Below are 14,971 nucleotides of genomic sequence, written 5' to 3' on the forward strand. Positions count from 1 at the left end.
CAATGAACCAGACAGAACTTCTCCATGCGACCTTCCCTCATCTGCGGGATTTAAAACCGTTTGATTCTGCCCTCAGCGCTACGCCCTGGCTGGCCGACGTGGAGGAAAAGCATCGTCGTAAGCTGTGTGCATCCCTCGAAGAGGCGGTGGCGCGCAGCGGCCTGCAGGACGGAATGACTATCTCCTTTCACCATGCCTTCCGTGAAGGCGATCGGGTGATTAACAGCGTAGTGGCGAAGCTTGCGCAAATGGGTTTTAAAGGCCTGACGTTGGCTTCCAGCTCACTGATGACCTGCAACGATGCCCTTATCGAACATATCCAGAACGGAGTGATTCGCCGCATTTATACCTCAGGGATGCGCGGGAAACTGGCGGAGGCTATCTCCCACGGAGTGATGGATGAGCCGGTGCAAATCCATTCCCACGGCGGGCGGGTGAAATTACTACAGGATGGCGAACTGAACATTGACGTCGCGTTTCTCGGTGTGCCGTGCAGCGATGAGTTCGGCAATGCCAACGGGACCCACGGGCGCTCCTGCTGCGGTTCGCTCGGCTATGCGATGGTCGATGCGCACTTTGCCCGGCGGGTGGTGCTGCTGACTGAAGAACTGGTGCCATTCCCCAATATGCCGGCGAGCCTGATGCAGGATCAGGTGGATTACATCGTACAGGTTGATAGCGTGGGCGACCCGGCGAAGATCAGCGTCGGTGCGGCGCGCGTCACCAGTAACCCGCGTGAACTGATGATCGCCCGCTATGCGGCAGATGTGATTGAGCACTCCGGTTACTTCAGAGCCGGTTTTTCGATGCAGACCGGCTCCGGAGCGGCGGCTACCGCCTGCACCCGCTTTATGGAAGAGAAGATGGAGCGCAGCGGCGTGAAAGCCCGCTTTGCGCTGGGTGGGATTACCGGCAGTCTGGTGGATCTGCATGAGAAGGGGCTGATTGAAAAGCTGCTCGATACCCAGTGCTTTGACGGTCAGGCGGCCGCTTCGCTGGCGCGCAATCCCAATCACGTGGAGATCTCCACCAACGTTTATGCCAACCCGGGCAGCAAGGCGGCGAGCTGCGACCAGCTGGACGTGGCTATTCTCAGCGCGCTGGAAATCGACGTCGATTTCAACGTTAACGTGATTACCGGTTCCGACGGCGTGATGCGCGGGGCGTCCGGTGGTCACTGTGATGTGGCGGCAGCGGCAAACCTGACGATTGTCGTCGCCCCGCTGCTGCGCAGCCGCATTCCCACGGTAGTCAAGCGGGTGACGACGCGACTGACGCCGGGAGAAAGCATCGATGTGCTGGTCACCGATCACGGGATTGCGGTGAATCCGGCGCGACCGGAGATCCGCGCGCGCCTGATTGCCGCCGGGATGAACATCGTCGATATCGACGCGCTGTATGCGCGGGCTATCTCGCTAAGCGGGATCCCCAAACCCATTGAATTCACCGACAAAATCGTCGGCGTCATTCGCTACCGCGACGGGCGGGTGATTGATACCGTGCGCCAGGTTAAGGAGTAGCAACATGAACACTGCGACACCCGTGGCGGCGGGTGTCAGCCTTGAGGCGTGGCTGGCGGCGAAAGAATGCCGCGCGGCGCGCCAGGCTGACTGGCTAAAACGTTATCAACAGCCGATTATTTCGCTGACCCTGGTGACACCGGGAACGGTAAAAAATAGTCTCCGCTACCGCAATACGATGGGCGTGGCGCTACAGATGTGCGACCAGCTGCTGTGGGAGAACCGCTGGCCGGTGCGGGATCGCCAGATACTGTGGCTCCCGACGGGGCCTGAGGCGATGTGGTCCGTGGCGCACAATGCGCCGGAGATCAAGGCCCACTGCGTGGCGTTGGAGCAGAGCCATCCGCTCGGCAGGCTGTGGGACCTGGATGTGATCTGCCCGCAGGATGGCCACGTTGGCCGCCTGTCGCTTGGCCTGCACATGCGCCGCTGCCTGGTGTGTGATGAGCCGGCGCATGTCTGCTCTCGCTCGCGCAAGCATCCGGTCGGGCAGGTGGTGGGAAGTGTGGAGAAGATTATCAATGACTGGTTTGCCCGCGACTAAATTTTGCGCCATTGAGGTCCCTCGTCTGGCGGAAGAGGCCCTGTGGCAGGAGCTGGAGCTGACCCCTAAGCCGGGACTGGTGGACCGACTCAACAACGGGGCTCATCACGATATGGACCACGCTCTGTTTGTTCGCAGTATTACCGCGATTGCGCCGTGGCTCTCCCGCTTTACCGCGCTGGGGAGTGACTACGCAGACCAACCGGCAGACGAGCAGTTGCGCCTGCTACGCCCGATGGGCATTGCCTGCGAGCAGGCAATGTATGCCGCAACCGGTGGCGTGAATACTCATAAAGGGGGGATATTTGCTCTCGGGCTACTCTGTTTTGCCGCCGGAAGGGTGCGGGAGGTGACCGCGTCAAACCTCTGTCGCGAAGTGGGAATTCTGTGCCGGGGGCTGGTGGCGCGCGAGCTGGCTGGCCGCAGCGCGGCAGCAACCGCAGGCGAACGTCAGTTCCGGCAGCTGGGTTTAACCGGCGCCCGCGGTGAGGCGGAAAGTGGTTTTGCGACGGTACGTCGCGTCTTGCCTCAGTGGAACGGCCGCCAGCTGCATGATTTGCTCCTGCGCCTGATGGCGGTGAATCCGGACAGTAATCTGGTGTCGCGCGGCGGTATTCATGGGCTGCGATATGTGCAGAGCTATGCGCGAACGCTGCTGGCAAACGGCTGGGATCGCCGGCGTTTGCTGGAGATGGACCGGGCGCTGATAAAGCGTCATTTAAGCCCGGGAGGGAGCGCGGATTTACTGTCGGTGGCGTGGGTTTTAGCGAAGTGCGGTTAATTTCCCTCCCCCCGAAGAGAGGGGAGGGAACAATCGGTTAATGCGCGGGGGTGGTCTGCGCGCCGGCCGGTACACGCACGTGTTTGTATTTAAACAGCGCGATGAAGGCGATGGCCAGAACCAGCGAGTAGGCAGCAAAGATCAGCCAGACAGGCTGCCAGTCGGTGATGCCGTTGGTGGTATACATCTCCACCACTTTCCCGCTCACTACGCCGCCGAGGATACAGCCGAAGCCGTTGGTCATCATCAGGAACATCCCCTGGGCGCTGGCGCGGATTTCAGGTCTCACCTCTTTCTCAACAAACACCGAGCCGGAGATGTTGAAGAAGTCGAAGGCGCAGCCGTAAACAATCATCGACAGAACCAGCAGCACGGTGCCGAACGGGGTCGGATCGCCATAGGCGAAGAGACCGAAGCGCAGCATCCAGGCGAAAATACTGATAATCATCACGTTCTTGATGCCATAGCGGCTCAGGAAGAACGGAATAGTCAGAATGAACAGGGTTTCGGAGATCTGGGAAATCGACATCATCACCGACGCGTGCTCAACGATAAAGCTCCCGGAGAACAGCGGGTTATTATCGAAGCTGTGCAGGAAGGTATTGCCGAACATGTTGGTGATTTGCAGCTCTGCGCCTAACAGCATGGAGAAAATAAAGAAAATCGCCATCCGCTTGTTTTTGAACAGGGCAAAGGCATCGAGGCCAAGCATGCTGCTCCAGCTCTGGTTTTTCTGCTGATTGGAGACCGGAACGTGCGGCAGCGTCAGGGTGAACAGCGCGAGGACAACGGAGAGCGCCGCACCGATGTAAAGCTGCATGTGGCTCAGCTCGAAGCCCGCGAAGCTGACGCCCCACATCGCCATGATAAAGCCGATGGTGCCCCAGATACGAATCGGTGGGAAATCGGTCACAATATCCAGACCGGCGGATTTCAGACGGTAGTAGGAAATCGTGTTGATTAAGCCCAATGTTGGCATATAGGCCAGCGAGTTAAGCAGAATCACAAAGAACATCTCCCCAGGCGTGGTGACCTGGGCCGCCATAAACAGCGTACCTGCCCCCACCAGATGGCACAGCGCGTAAACCCACTTCGCGCTGATCCATTTATCCGCCACGATACCCAGCAGCGTTGGCATCAGAACTGCCGCAATGCCGAGCGAGCTGTAAACGGCGCCGATAGACGCACCGTCGAACTTGAGCGTCACAAACATATAGGAGCCAAGTGTAGTCAGCCAACTACCCCACAGGCAGAACTGCAGAAACGACAATATTTTAAGCTGCAGCTTAAGGTTCATGTTATTTTCCTCACGAGTAAGCGGGGGATGTGTTGTGATAATTACATTCAGGGTTTCAATTTGATGAAATTCTATCAGTTAACGCCGCGATGTTTTGTTACCTTCCGCAAAAAAATGCAATCCCCATTAATTTGCAGATTAGATTGTGATGCAAATAACATTTTCCTATGGGAAAGGCGAGGTGAAGCGGGAAAACCCGACCCTCTCTGCTCGGGAAAGGGGCGGGCGAGGAGATAACCTTATTTCCGGCGGTAGGACTTCTGCGCCGTATTCACCTTATAAAGATAGCGGCGCGATTCCGCCGACGGGTGACGGTTGGTGAGGGTGGAATAGACATCCCCCGGCGTCATGCTGTTGATAATATTGGCCGCCTGGACCTTATCGCTGGAGAAGACGCGCAATACGCTGCCGGCGCCGCCGTTATACGCGGTGATCACGGCATAGCGGCGCGAGGTCGGGTTATCGATACCTGACAGATACACATTATTCAGCATCGCCAGATAGGCGGTGCCGGTATCAATGTTATTCGCCGGATCGAACAGATAGCTGCGGCTTGGCAGCCCCGATTTCCCCTGCGCACGGAAGACATCTTTCCCGGCGCTGTGCTGCACAACCTGCATCAGACCCAGCGCATCAGCATGGCTCACGGCGTACGGGTTAAAAGAGGATTCGGTCTGCATAATCGCCAGAATCAGCGACTCATCGACGCCATACTTCCGCGCCGACTGGCGAACGTAGCCGATGTACTTATGCGCACGTTTGTCGAGGTGGTTCGGCACCAGATTAATGGTAATGCTATAGATCATCCGCAGGCCGTTGCTGCGGCTTTTCAGCCGCGTTTGCAACAGATAATCGGCATAGCGCGAGGCCCGCCACTCCCAGCGAATCGGATCGCCGTGGTTATCCACCACCTGTCCGTAAAGGAACGGCTCTTTCGAAATCTGGATATCATCGGCGTCGGAATAGAGGTCGATTGACCCCGGATCGTCGCCCATCAGCAGCGTCTTAATGATGGTCTGGCGTAAACGGCCGGTCGGATCGGTACCGGCGATGGTCTCGACGGTGATGGTGCCCTCATCAAAGTTGATGTGGCTACGGGTCTGATACTGATCGGTGTACTTAACGTAGTCTTTCGGCCCGGCGAGCAGAACTTCGTTATAACCCCAAATATTTTCGATGTTATGGGCGAACTGACCCATCAGAATATCGAAGCCGTTGGTGTCCTTAACCCAGGCTTCGTTATACCCATCGCCCTTTTTATTTGAGCTGGAACACGAAACGAGCAAAGGCGCAATGAGCGCTAGCGCTAAATATTTTTTCATCATTCCGGGAGTGTGCGTTGTGTTTGTTGTGCTTAAGAGTCAGAGGACTCTTACTTTTTTTCAGGCGGCGTGTAGCCTTCAATGTGCACATCTTTCCCTTCAAACAGGAACTGGATCATCTCCTGTTCCAGCAGCTTGCGATGTTCCACGTTCATCATGTTGAGCTTTTGCTCGTTGATTAACATGGTTTGCTTGTGCTGCCACTGAGCCCACGCCTCTTTCGAAATCTCGTTATAGATGCGTTTGCCTAACTCACCCGGATACAGCTGGAAATCCTGGCCATCCGCTTCACGCTGCAGGAAAGTACAAAAAATCGTTCTGCTCATTAGTCATCCTCTTTATTCGCCAGAAAGCTATGCAAGAGCCCCGGCCTTCAACTGTTGCAACAAGCGCTCCACGGGAGCCGCCAGTCCAACCGACGGCGGCTGCGCTAAGTTATACCAGAGTGTGCTGCCTTCATCCATGCATGCGCCAGATGAATCTATGCTAAGCCACATCGGCACAATATCCAGATGGAAATGGCTGAAAGTGTGGCGGAACGCGGTCAGCTGCGTCAGATCATCATCCTTTATCCCACGCTGAGCCAGCCATTTGCGCAGTGCGGCCTCCTCTTCAAACTGCGGAAAACAGAATAATCCGCCCCATAAGCCGATCGGCGGACGCTGGGAAAGTAACACTTCGTTGCCGTGCTGCATCAGCAGGAAATAGCCCGTTCGCTGCGGAATGGTCTGCTTTGGTTTTTTGCCAGGATATTGTGCCCATGAATGATTTGCGTAAGCGATGCAGCCGTTACTTAACGGACAGAGCTCGCATTTGGGTTTCGAGCGGGTGCAGACCATCGCCCCGAGATCCATCATCGCCTGGTTAAAGCGCTCGACCCCTTTTGCCGGCGTGACCTCTTCGCTGATCTGCCATAATCGTTTCTCAACCTCTTTTTTCCCTGGCCAGCCGTTGACCGCATAGCAGCGGGCCAGCACGCGCTTCACGTTGCCATCGAGAATGGGGTAATGCTTGCCAAGGGAGAGGGATAAAATTGCGCCGGCCGTGGAACGCCCGACGCCGGGCAGCGCCGCCACTTCGTCAAAGGTTTGCGGGAATTCGCCGCCGTGCAGGCTCGCCACCTGCTGCGCCGCCTTATGTAAATTGCGCGCGCGGGCGTAATAGCCCAGTCCGGTCCACAGATGCAGCACTTCATCCAGCGGCGCCGCGGCCAGATCGGTAACCGTCGGGAAGCGGGCCATAAAGCGTTCGAAATAGGGAATCACCGTAGCGACCTGCGTTTGTTGCAACATCACCTCGGAGAGCCATACTTTGTAAGGCGTTTTATCCATTTGCCATGGCAGGGTTTTACGCCCGTATTTGTCGTACCAGTCCAGCACCTGGGCTGAAAATTGCGCGGCGAGAAAAGTCAAAGCTACAGCTCCGGAATCGCGATATCAGGGTGGCAGATTGCAGCATAAGGGCGACAGGCTGTAAACCCTTGCATCCGTCGGGTAACTTTGGATAATGCCCGTTTTCCGAACACTCTCACAAGCAGACCTAACTTTTATGAAAAACGACGTCATATCTCCGGAATTCGATGAAAACGGCCGCCCGCTGCGCCGTATTCGTAGCTTCGTCCGCCGCCAGGGCCGCCTGACCAAAGGGCAGCAGCATGCGCTGGATAACATTTGGCCGGTGATGGGCGTTGAGTTCAACGATGCGCCGCTCGACTTCGCCGCGCTGTTTGGTCGCAACGCGCCGACTACGCTGGAGATCGGATTCGGCATGGGCGCTTCGCTGGTGGCGATGGCGCAAGCGAAGCCTGAGCAGAATTTCCTCGGTATCGAAGTTCACTCACCGGGCGTCGGTGCCTGCCTGGCCTCCGCCGAAGAAGAGGGTGTACACAACCTGCGCGTGATGTGTCACGATGCGGTCGAGGTGCTCCACACCATGATTCCGGATAATTCTCTCAACATGGTGCAGCTGTTTTTCCCTGACCCGTGGCATAAAGCGCGTCATAATAAACGCCGTATCGTGCAGGCGCCTTTTGCTGAGCTGGTGAAAAGCAAGCTTAAACTGGGCGGCGTCTTCCACATGGCGACCGACTGGGAGCCGTATGCTGAGCATATGCTGGAAGTGATGTCATCGCTGGAAGGGTATCGTAACCTGTCAGAAAGCAACGATTATGTACCGCGCCCGGAATCGCGTCCGGTAACCAAATTTGAACAGCGTGGCCATCGTCTTGGCCACGGCGTATGGGACTTAATGTTCGAGAGGGTGAAATAATGGCAAAGAATCGTAGCCGTCGTCTGCGTAAAAAAATGCATATCGACGAGTTTCAGGAAATCGGTTTTTCCGTCGCATGGCGTTTTCCGGAAGGGAGCACTGAAGAGCATATCGATCGCACCGTGAATGACCTGATTGAGGAAGTGATCGAGCCGAACAAACTGGCGTTTGACGGCAGCGGTTACCTCTCCTGGGAAGGGCTAATCTGCCTGCAGGAAATCGGTAAATGTACCGAGGAGCATCAGGCTATCGTGCGTAAGTGGCTGGAAGATCGCGGGCTTGCCGATGTGCGCACCAGCGAACTTTTTGACGTCTGGTGGGACTAAGTTTGACAAGGGTCGGCAATTGCCGACCCGTTTTGTCTTAAGGGAGTTTTATGATGCGCAAAACGCTGCTGGCGGTGGCGCTGTCCGTTACCGCTCTGTCCGCGCACGCGGACTACCAATGTAGCGTCACGCCGCGTGACGACGTGATCCTCAGCCCGCATCAGGTGCAGGTAACCGGGGAGAACGGCGATCTGGTGATTAAACCGGACGGCAATCTGACCTATAACGGAAAACAGTATTCTCTGTCTGCGGCCCAGCGTGAGCAGGCCCAGGACTATCAGGCCGGCCTGCGCAGCAGCCTGCCATGGATTGATGACGGCGCGCGTTCGCGAGTCGAAAAAGGGCGTCAGGCGCTGGATAAAATCATTACCGAGCAGGTTGGCGCCAGCAGCAGTATGCATGATCGTCTGACCAAACTTGACGCGCAGCTGAAAACCCAGATGAACCGCATTATTGAACGTCGCAGCGACGGCCTGACTTTCCATTACAAAGCGATCGATCAGGTGCGCGCCGACGGCCAGCAGCTGGTTAATCAGGCGATGGGCGGCATTCTGCAGGACAGCATCAACGAGATGGGCGCAAAGGCGGTGCTGAAAGGCGGGGGCAATCCGCTGCAGGGGATCCTCGGCAGCCTCGGCGGCCTGCAAACGGCAATTCAGGAAGAGTGGAAAAACCAGGAAGCGGATTTCCAGAAATTTGGCAAAGACGTTTGTAGCCGGGTCGTCTCCCTTGAAGACAGCCGCAAGGCGCTGGTGAGCTCCCTGAAATAACGCTCTCTGCGGTGTGCCGCGGCCTTCACCGGGGCACACCGCGTTCATCCTTCTCAGGCACGTCCGTGCGATACGCGGGAACGACGGGCCAGCGAGTCAATAATCACCGCAATCGCCAGCACGCAGCCGGTAATGATGTAGCGTAGCGATGACGGCAGATTCAACAGCGTCAGACCATTCGAAATCGACTGAATCACGATGATCCCCAGCAGAGCGGACCAGGCGCTGCCGCGCCCGCCGAACAGACTGGTACCGCCGATGACCGCCGCCGCAATGGCGTTCAGATTCACGTCACCGGTCCCGGCCTGCTGGCTCGCCGAGGCCAGCCGGGAAGCGGCCAGAATGCCGCCGAAGGTGGCGAGGGTGCTACAGAGTACAAAGGCGCTGACGTAAATAGCCCGCACGTTGATCCCTGAACGGCGCGCGGCTTCGCGGTTGCCGCCGACGGCAAACATCGAGCGCCCCCATTGCGTCCGCTTGAGCGCATAGTTGAGCATCATCACCAACGCGACGAACAGGCCGAAAATCCACGGTACGCCGCGCCCGAGATTAAGATAGAACACGGCGGCTTCAAAGATTACCGTCAGCAGAATCGCGCGCAATAACAGTGAGCTGACGGCTTCCGCCGACAGGTTCGCCGCCAGGCGGCGCGTACGCGTTTTGAGGCCAAATACCAGGATCGCCAGCCCGGGCAGCAGCGCCATAAGATGAGAGAACCAGCCCGGCATCACCAGTAGCTGACCAAACCGCACCAGCGGAGAGGCGTAGGGCAGGTTAATGCTGCCGCTGGGACCGAGGATATACAGCTGCAGCCCGAGCAGCGCCAGCAGGCCGGCGAGCGTCGCTACGAAGCTTGGCATGCCGACGCGGTTATACAGCAGGGCGTAAAGCAGCCCGACGGCGATACCGCACAGCAGCGCGACGGCAATCGCCGCGGCAACCGGCCAGCCGGCATTAACCCACAGCACGCCAACAATCGCCGAAGAGAGTCCGCTCATTGAGCCCACCGAAAGATCGATTTCGCCGAGCATCAGTACGCAGACGATCCCCAGTGAGATAAATCCAACGGTAGCGCAGTCAAAAAGCAGGTTAACCAGGTTATTGGGCGCGATATAGACCGGGTTGAGCCAGGTGAAAACCAGGGAGATCACGATCAGCCCGGCGATGACCGGCGCGGTCCCCAGATCGCCGGTTTTGATACGATTGATCTGCGCACGTACCACGCCGAACAGGCCGTCGTTGTGCTGGACGCGCTCATCGCTGCGATCCAGTGCGGGGCGGGATGCTGTCTTGCTGTTCATAAAATTAAATCACTCCGGAAGCGCTAGACTGTGATTTTCGTTCGACGCGACGTGAAACGGCATTCTCTGTTGCGCCGGTAATGGCCGCCACCAGATCCTGGTTTGAGGCGTCGGGGGTAAAGATGCCTTTATTGCGCCCGAGCCGCAGCACCACGATGCGATCGGCCACCGCACGGACGTCTTCCATGTTATGGCTGATGATGATGACGCCGAGGCCGCGCTCGCGAACGCGCTCAATCAAATTGAGCACTTCCGCCGTCTGGGCCACGCCGAGCGCGGCGGTAGGCTCATCAAGCATGATGATTTTGGGGTTCATCAGCAGCGAACGGGCGATCGCCACCGTCTGGCGCTGGCCGCCGGAAAGCGAGGCAATCGGCTCGCGCACCGACGGGATTCTGGCCGCCAGCTCCTGCAATAACGTCCAGGCCCGTACCTCCATCGCCACTTCGTCCAGCTGCAGCGGCGAAATCTCGTGGCCTAAAAACAGGTTTGCGACGACATCGAGATTTTCGCACAGCGCTAAATCCTGAAAGACCGTAGCGATACCGTATTCCAGCGCCTTGCCTGGGCTGTCGAGAGTGATGGCCTTACCGTCAAACTCAATGGTGCCGGTCGTGGGCTGGTGTACGCCGGCGAGAATTTTCACCAGCGTGGATTTTCCCGCGCCGTTATCGCCCACCAGCGCGACCACTTCGCCGGCATGAACCTCCAGCTCGATATCCGTCAGAGCGGAGACCGCGCCGAAGTGTTTGGAGACATGACTCAGTTTTAAAACAGGTTGCCTGGTGCCGGCGACGATGTCTGATTGTTGCGACATAAAAAAGACCTCAATGATGGTGAAACTACGCCCGTCGGCGACGACGGACGCAGGGGCAGCATTACTTCTCAATACCTAATTTCTGGCAGGCTGCGGCGTATTCACCGGTACACACCTGAGCGTAGGTCTGGATCTTTTTATCGAAAATTTCCGCTTTGATATTTTTGGCGGTGATGACTGCCGGGGTAAACAGCTGAGAAGGCGTGTTGTACAGCGTGGTGCTCGCCTGCGGTTTCTTACCCTGAATGAGTTCCACGGCCACTTTCGCCGCGGCTGCGGCAACGATTTCTGACGGTTTGGAGATGGTGTTGTACTGGTCGCCGGCGATGATGAGCTGCAGCGCGGCAATTGTCGCGTCGTTCCCGGTGACCGGCGGAACCGGCTGTACGCCGGCGGCTTTAAAGGCGGCAATGGCACCGCCGCCGGTGCCGTCATTGGCCGCGACGACGCCTTTAATTTTGTCCCCGAAGCGGGTTATCTGCCCGGCGGCCCACTCCTGCGCTTTAGGCGGCGCCCATTCCGGGGTATCAAACTCCGCGAGGGTGGCGTAACCCGATGCTTTCAGCCCACGATGAATACCATCGCGGATAAGCCCTGCGGCGGCATCGGTCGGCGAGCCGTTAATTTGCAGGACGCCGGCCCCTTTTGGCACGCCGCTCTCTTGCAGATGATTAACCAGCGATTGTGAAATCGCATAGCCGATACCTTCGTTATCAAACGAGACGTAAAAATCAGCTGGCTTATCGGGGATAGGGCGATCGTAAGCGATCACTTTAACATCCTGGGCCTGGGCATTTTCGACCAGGGCGGCGGCCGCGGAGGAGTCAACCGGATCGAGAACGATAATCTTCGCCCCCTGGGCAATGACCGAATTGAACTGCTGCTGTTGCAGCGTCGCGCTGGCGTTAGCGTTTTGATAAATGACCTTACATTCTGCGCACAGCTTGCTCATTTCCGCTTTGAATCCGGGGAAATCATGCTGCTCATAACGCGTGGAGGCCTGGTCGGGCATGAGAAATGCTACGGTGGCGGATTCGGCCGCTTGTGCCGACGCGGAAATACCGCCGGATATTGTTGCGAGTGCGATAAAAATATTACGGTAATTCATTATATTACCCTCTTTTTTATAGGTTTGAGCCCGCCAGCCGGAGCCGACGTCATACAGACTTTTTTAATAAGAGTTACTAATAATTCACATGTAGGATACTTCGGTTTTACATTTGCTCAACCGATGAAGCAGGATTACCACTGCACTAAAACGGAGTCAAGAAATGGAAAAAAGTCGATGCGGATTTGTGATTGGCTGCAAAGAATTGCATAAAAAGTGATCAGGTGATTTGACCGACACGGGGACAACAAAACGGACGGAGAAGTGGGGGAAAAGAGCAACAGCGGGCGGTCGAGGACCGCCCGGGGGGGATTAATCTTCGCTGAGAAACAGCTCCAGCAGCGAGTTTAAAAACAGCTTGCCGTGCTCGGTTATCTGCCAGCAGCGCTCATCTTCAGCCAGGTAGCCCTGGGCGATGGCGGCATCAATTTGCGGCCGGATCACGTGCTCTTCCAGACCGGTGTAGCGGCTGAATTCACTGCGCGGTGCCGCTTCCAGCAGACGGAAGCGGTTCATAAAGAATTCGAAGGGTTTGTCGGCGGCCTCCACGTCATGCTGACGTTCGAGGTAGCGGCCTTCCATGTAACCCCGCGGATGGCGCGTTTTTGCCGTACGTAAAATGCGCCCGTCCGGGAAGGTAATTTTCCCGTGCGCACCGCAGCCGATGCCAAGGTAGTCGCCAAAGCGCCAGTAGTTCAGGTTGTGCTGACACTGATAACCCGGTTTAGCATAGGCCGATGTCTCATACTGCTGATAACCTGCCGCCGTCAACAAACGATGTCCCTGCTCAAAGATATCCCACAGGGCGTCGTCATCCGGCAGCACCGGCGGACGGGAGCCAAACAGAGTATTCGGCTCAATAGTCAGCTGATACCAGGAGAGATGCGGCGGATTGAGTTCGATCGCCTGACGCAGGTCGTACAGCGCCTCGTCCAGCGTCTGGTCCGGCAGGCCGTGCATCAAATCGAGGTTAAAGCTACGAAGGCCAAGCCCCGTTGCCAGATGCGCCGCGCGCTTTGCCTCATCCGGGCCGTGAATACGCCCCAGGCGCTGCAGTTTAGGTTCGCTAAAGCTTTGCACGCCGATGGAGATGCGATTCACGCCCGCACGCTGGTATTCTACGAAGCGATCGGCTTCCACGGTGCCTGGGTTGGCTTCCATGGTGACTTCCGCACCGGCGGCCAGCGGCAGGCAGTCGCGTACGCCGTCGAGCAGGGTTTGCATAGCCGGCCCGGAGAGCAGGCTCGGCGTTCCCCCGCCAATGAAAATCGTGCCGATTTCGCGTCCCTGGGCGTAGTCCGCATCGGTCCGCAGGTCGGTCAGCAGATGCTGCACATAATCATCGTGCGGCACCTCGCCCTTTAGCGCATGCGAGTTAAAATCGCAGTACGGACATTTTTGCACACACCATGGGATATGAATATACAGGCTCAGAGGCGGCAAATTAGCCATTACGTAACGCTTCCAGTAACAGTTTTAACGCGCGCCCGCGGTGGGAAATCGCGCTTTTTTCTTCACGGCTGAGTTCCGCCGCGGTTTTGCCTGCGGACGGAACATAGAAAATCGGGTCGTAGCCGAAGCCACCGTTGCCCGCCGCCTGACGGGTAATGACCCCAGGCCAGCTGCCGTGACAAACAACCGGCGTCGGGTCGGCCGCATGCCGCAGATAGACCAGCACGCAGTGGAATTGCGCCTGACGCTGGTCGTCCGGGACGTCCTTCAGGGCATCGAGCAGTTTTTCCAGGTTCTGCTGGTCGGTAGCGTCTTCTCCGGAGTAACGAGCTGAATAGATACCCGGTGCGCCGCCCAACGCGTCTACCGCGATACCGGAGTCGTCGGCAATCGCCGGTAAGCCGGTTATCTGCGCGGCATGGCGGGCTTTCAGAATCGCATTTTCGATAAAGGTCAGTCCGGTTTCCTCGGCGGAATCCACGCCCAGCTCGGTTTGAGCAACGATATCCAGTCCAAAATCTTCCAGCAGCGAGGCCAGCTCGCGAACCTTCCCGGCGTTACCGGTGGCGAGAACAACTTTTTGCATCATTAATCCTGTCTATTTTGTCAGCGCCGCGACCGCAGTCGGGATCTGTTGCGGGTTGATGATTTTTATCTGTTTGTGGCGGCCAAGCTCGCCTTTTTCAAGCAGCACCTGGCTTTTCGCGACACGAAACTGTTTGGCGAGGAATTTAACCAGATGGGCGTTAGCCTGGCCATCTACGGGGGGAGCGGTAATGGCGACTTTCAGTTCGTCGCCATGTAAACCAACGATGCTATCACGGCTGGCCTTGGGCTGAATATACAGCCGCAGCACCAGCCCGTCAGCGCAGGCTTCGACGGCACTCATAGCGCCATCCACAGCCCCGGAAGCAGAACGTTACCCGTCGCCTGCAGCAGTTCGGCGATGCCCATATTGACCACGTACAGCAGCAGCACCAGCACCATCGGCGAGAAATCGATACCGCCCATCGACGGCAGCATTCTGCGAATCGGGCGCAGCAGCGGGTCGGCCAGCTGCATCAGAACGAATTCCACCGGACTACGGCCCTGGCTTACCCAGCTCATGATCGCCATCAGCAGCAGCACCCAGAATATCAGCAGGCCGACGGTCTTAATCAGAATCAGCAGCGCGGAGATCCAGATAATCGGCTGGAAGGTGACCACCATAAACAGCACGATGGCTTTCACGACGCAGAGAATAAAGGCGATCAGCAGCGAGGAGCTGTCGATGGGGCCCATGGCCGGGATAATGCGTCGCAGCGGCCCGACGACAGGCTGGGTGACCTTAACGATAAACTGCGAAAACGGGTTGTAAAAATCGCAGCGTGCCCACTGCATCCAGACGCGTAGCAACATGATCATGGTGTAGAGTTCAATGACCGTTGCCAGCAGGAAAGTCAACGTCTTCATGGCGTTCCTCAGA

The 14,971-nt window shown here is 57.3% G+C and carries 17 protein-coding genes; 6 read left to right on the plus strand and 11 right to left on the minus strand.

Features of this window, described 5'->3' with window-relative positions; all coding sequences use genetic code 11:
* Nucleotides 1–2: 2 nt before the first annotated feature.
* Genes citF through citG form a run of 3 tightly spaced genes read left to right on the plus strand, consistent with a single transcriptional unit; the run spans nt 3 to nt 2,845 of the window.
* Complete coding sequence (citF, locus tag AC007G_RS05850; RefSeq protein WP_032697601.1) at nt 3–1,520, plus strand: citrate lyase subunit alpha; 1,518 nt, start codon at nt 3–5, stop codon at nt 1,518–1,520.
* Between the two features lie 4 nt (nt 1,521–1,524).
* Nucleotides 1,525–2,064 (plus strand): citrate lyase holo-[acyl-carrier protein] synthase, encoded by a 540-nt coding sequence (citX, locus tag AC007G_RS05855; RefSeq protein ID WP_032697602.1) that lies wholly within the window; start codon nt 1,525–1,527, stop codon nt 2,062–2,064.
* On the plus strand, nt 2,042–2,845 hold the full coding sequence (gene citG / locus AC007G_RS05860) for a triphosphoribosyl-dephospho-CoA synthase CitG (protein ID WP_064793590.1): 804 nt from the start codon (nt 2,042–2,044) through the stop codon (nt 2,843–2,845). Before citX ends, citG begins: the two co-directional genes overlap by 23 nt.
* A 37-nt stretch (nt 2,846–2,882) precedes the next feature.
* Here the strand turns inward: citG and AC007G_RS05865 are convergent, their stop codons facing one another.
* From AC007G_RS05865 to mutY, 4 genes are all read right to left on the minus strand, one after another.
* Nucleotides 2,883–4,142: a nucleoside permease gene (locus tag AC007G_RS05865; RefSeq protein ID WP_032690751.1), complete on the minus strand. Its 1,260-nt coding sequence runs from the start codon at nt 4,140–4,142 to the stop codon at nt 2,883–2,885.
* A gap of 239 nt (nt 4,143–4,381) precedes the next feature.
* On the minus strand, nt 4,382–5,464 hold the full coding sequence (gene mltC, locus AC007G_RS05870; RefSeq protein ID WP_015585742.1) for a membrane-bound lytic murein transglycosylase MltC: 1,083 nt from the start codon (nt 5,462–5,464) through the stop codon (nt 4,382–4,384).
* Nucleotides 5,465–5,514: 50 nt separating this feature from the next.
* Nucleotides 5,515–5,790, minus strand: coding sequence for an oxidative damage protection protein (locus AC007G_RS05875; protein ID WP_004867532.1), 276 nt, complete (start codon nt 5,788–5,790; stop codon nt 5,515–5,517).
* A gap of 27 nt (nt 5,791–5,817) precedes the next feature.
* Complete coding sequence (gene mutY, locus AC007G_RS05880; RefSeq protein ID WP_085396835.1) at nt 5,818–6,876, minus strand: A/G-specific adenine glycosylase; 1,059 nt, start codon at nt 6,874–6,876, stop codon at nt 5,818–5,820.
* A gap of 136 nt (nt 6,877–7,012) precedes the next feature.
* Here mutY and trmB point away from each other — a divergent pair, with 136 nt between their 5' ends.
* Genes trmB through AC007G_RS05895 form a run of 3 tightly spaced genes read left to right on the plus strand, consistent with a single transcriptional unit; the run spans nt 7,013 to nt 8,828 of the window.
* A complete protein-coding gene (gene trmB, locus AC007G_RS05885) occupies nt 7,013–7,732 on the plus strand; it encodes a tRNA (guanosine(46)-N7)-methyltransferase TrmB (protein ID WP_032690753.1) in 720 nt (239 codons plus the stop codon).
* A complete protein-coding gene (locus tag AC007G_RS05890; RefSeq protein ID WP_032690754.1) occupies nt 7,732–8,058 on the plus strand; it encodes a YggL family protein in 327 nt (108 codons plus the stop codon). Before trmB ends, AC007G_RS05890 begins: the two co-directional genes overlap by 1 nt.
* 50 nt (nt 8,059–8,108) lie before the next feature.
* Nucleotides 8,109–8,828 carry a YggN family protein gene (locus AC007G_RS05895; protein WP_032690755.1) on the plus strand — a complete coding sequence of 240 codons (720 nt, stop codon included), beginning with the start codon at nt 8,109–8,111 and terminating at the stop codon, nt 8,826–8,828.
* A 53-nt stretch (nt 8,829–8,881) separates the two neighbouring features.
* Here AC007G_RS05895 and AC007G_RS05900 read toward each other — a convergent pair whose 3' ends face one another.
* The 7 genes from AC007G_RS05900 to AC007G_RS05930 form a co-directional block, all read right to left on the minus strand.
* Nucleotides 8,882–10,129 (minus strand): sugar ABC transporter permease, encoded by a 1,248-nt coding sequence (locus tag AC007G_RS05900; RefSeq protein ID WP_032690756.1) that lies wholly within the window; start codon nt 10,127–10,129, stop codon nt 8,882–8,884.
* Nucleotides 10,130–10,133: 4 nt separating this feature from the next.
* Nucleotides 10,134–10,946 carry an ATP-binding cassette domain-containing protein gene (locus AC007G_RS05905; protein ID WP_032690796.1) on the minus strand — a complete coding sequence of 271 codons (813 nt, stop codon included), beginning with the start codon at nt 10,944–10,946 and terminating at the stop codon, nt 10,134–10,136.
* A gap of 61 nt (nt 10,947–11,007) precedes the next feature.
* Nucleotides 11,008–12,054 (minus strand): ABC transporter substrate-binding protein, encoded by a 1,047-nt coding sequence (locus tag AC007G_RS05910; RefSeq protein WP_032697609.1) that lies wholly within the window; start codon nt 12,052–12,054, stop codon nt 11,008–11,010.
* Between the two features lie 312 nt (nt 12,055–12,366).
* A complete protein-coding gene (gene hemW / locus AC007G_RS05915) occupies nt 12,367–13,506 on the minus strand; it encodes a radical SAM family heme chaperone HemW (protein WP_142629890.1) in 1,140 nt (379 codons plus the stop codon).
* Nucleotides 13,499–14,092, minus strand: a complete 594-nt coding sequence (locus tag AC007G_RS05920; RefSeq protein ID WP_032690759.1) for an XTP/dITP diphosphatase — start codon at nt 14,090–14,092, stop codon at nt 13,499–13,501. The genes hemW and AC007G_RS05920 overlap by 8 nt, the downstream gene beginning before the upstream one ends.
* A 12-nt stretch (nt 14,093–14,104) precedes the next feature.
* Entirely contained in the window at nt 14,105–14,395 is a 291-nt protein-coding gene (gene yggU / locus AC007G_RS05925) for a DUF167 family protein YggU (protein WP_032690761.1), read from the minus strand.
* Nucleotides 14,392–14,958 carry a YggT family protein gene (locus AC007G_RS05930; protein ID WP_032697611.1) on the minus strand — a complete coding sequence of 189 codons (567 nt, stop codon included), beginning with the start codon at nt 14,956–14,958 and terminating at the stop codon, nt 14,392–14,394. Before AC007G_RS05930 ends, yggU begins: the two co-directional genes overlap by 4 nt.
* Nucleotides 14,959–14,971: the final 13 nt, after the last annotated feature.

The sequence above is a fragment of the Klebsiella sp. CSG-1 genome, assembly GCF_056521145.1.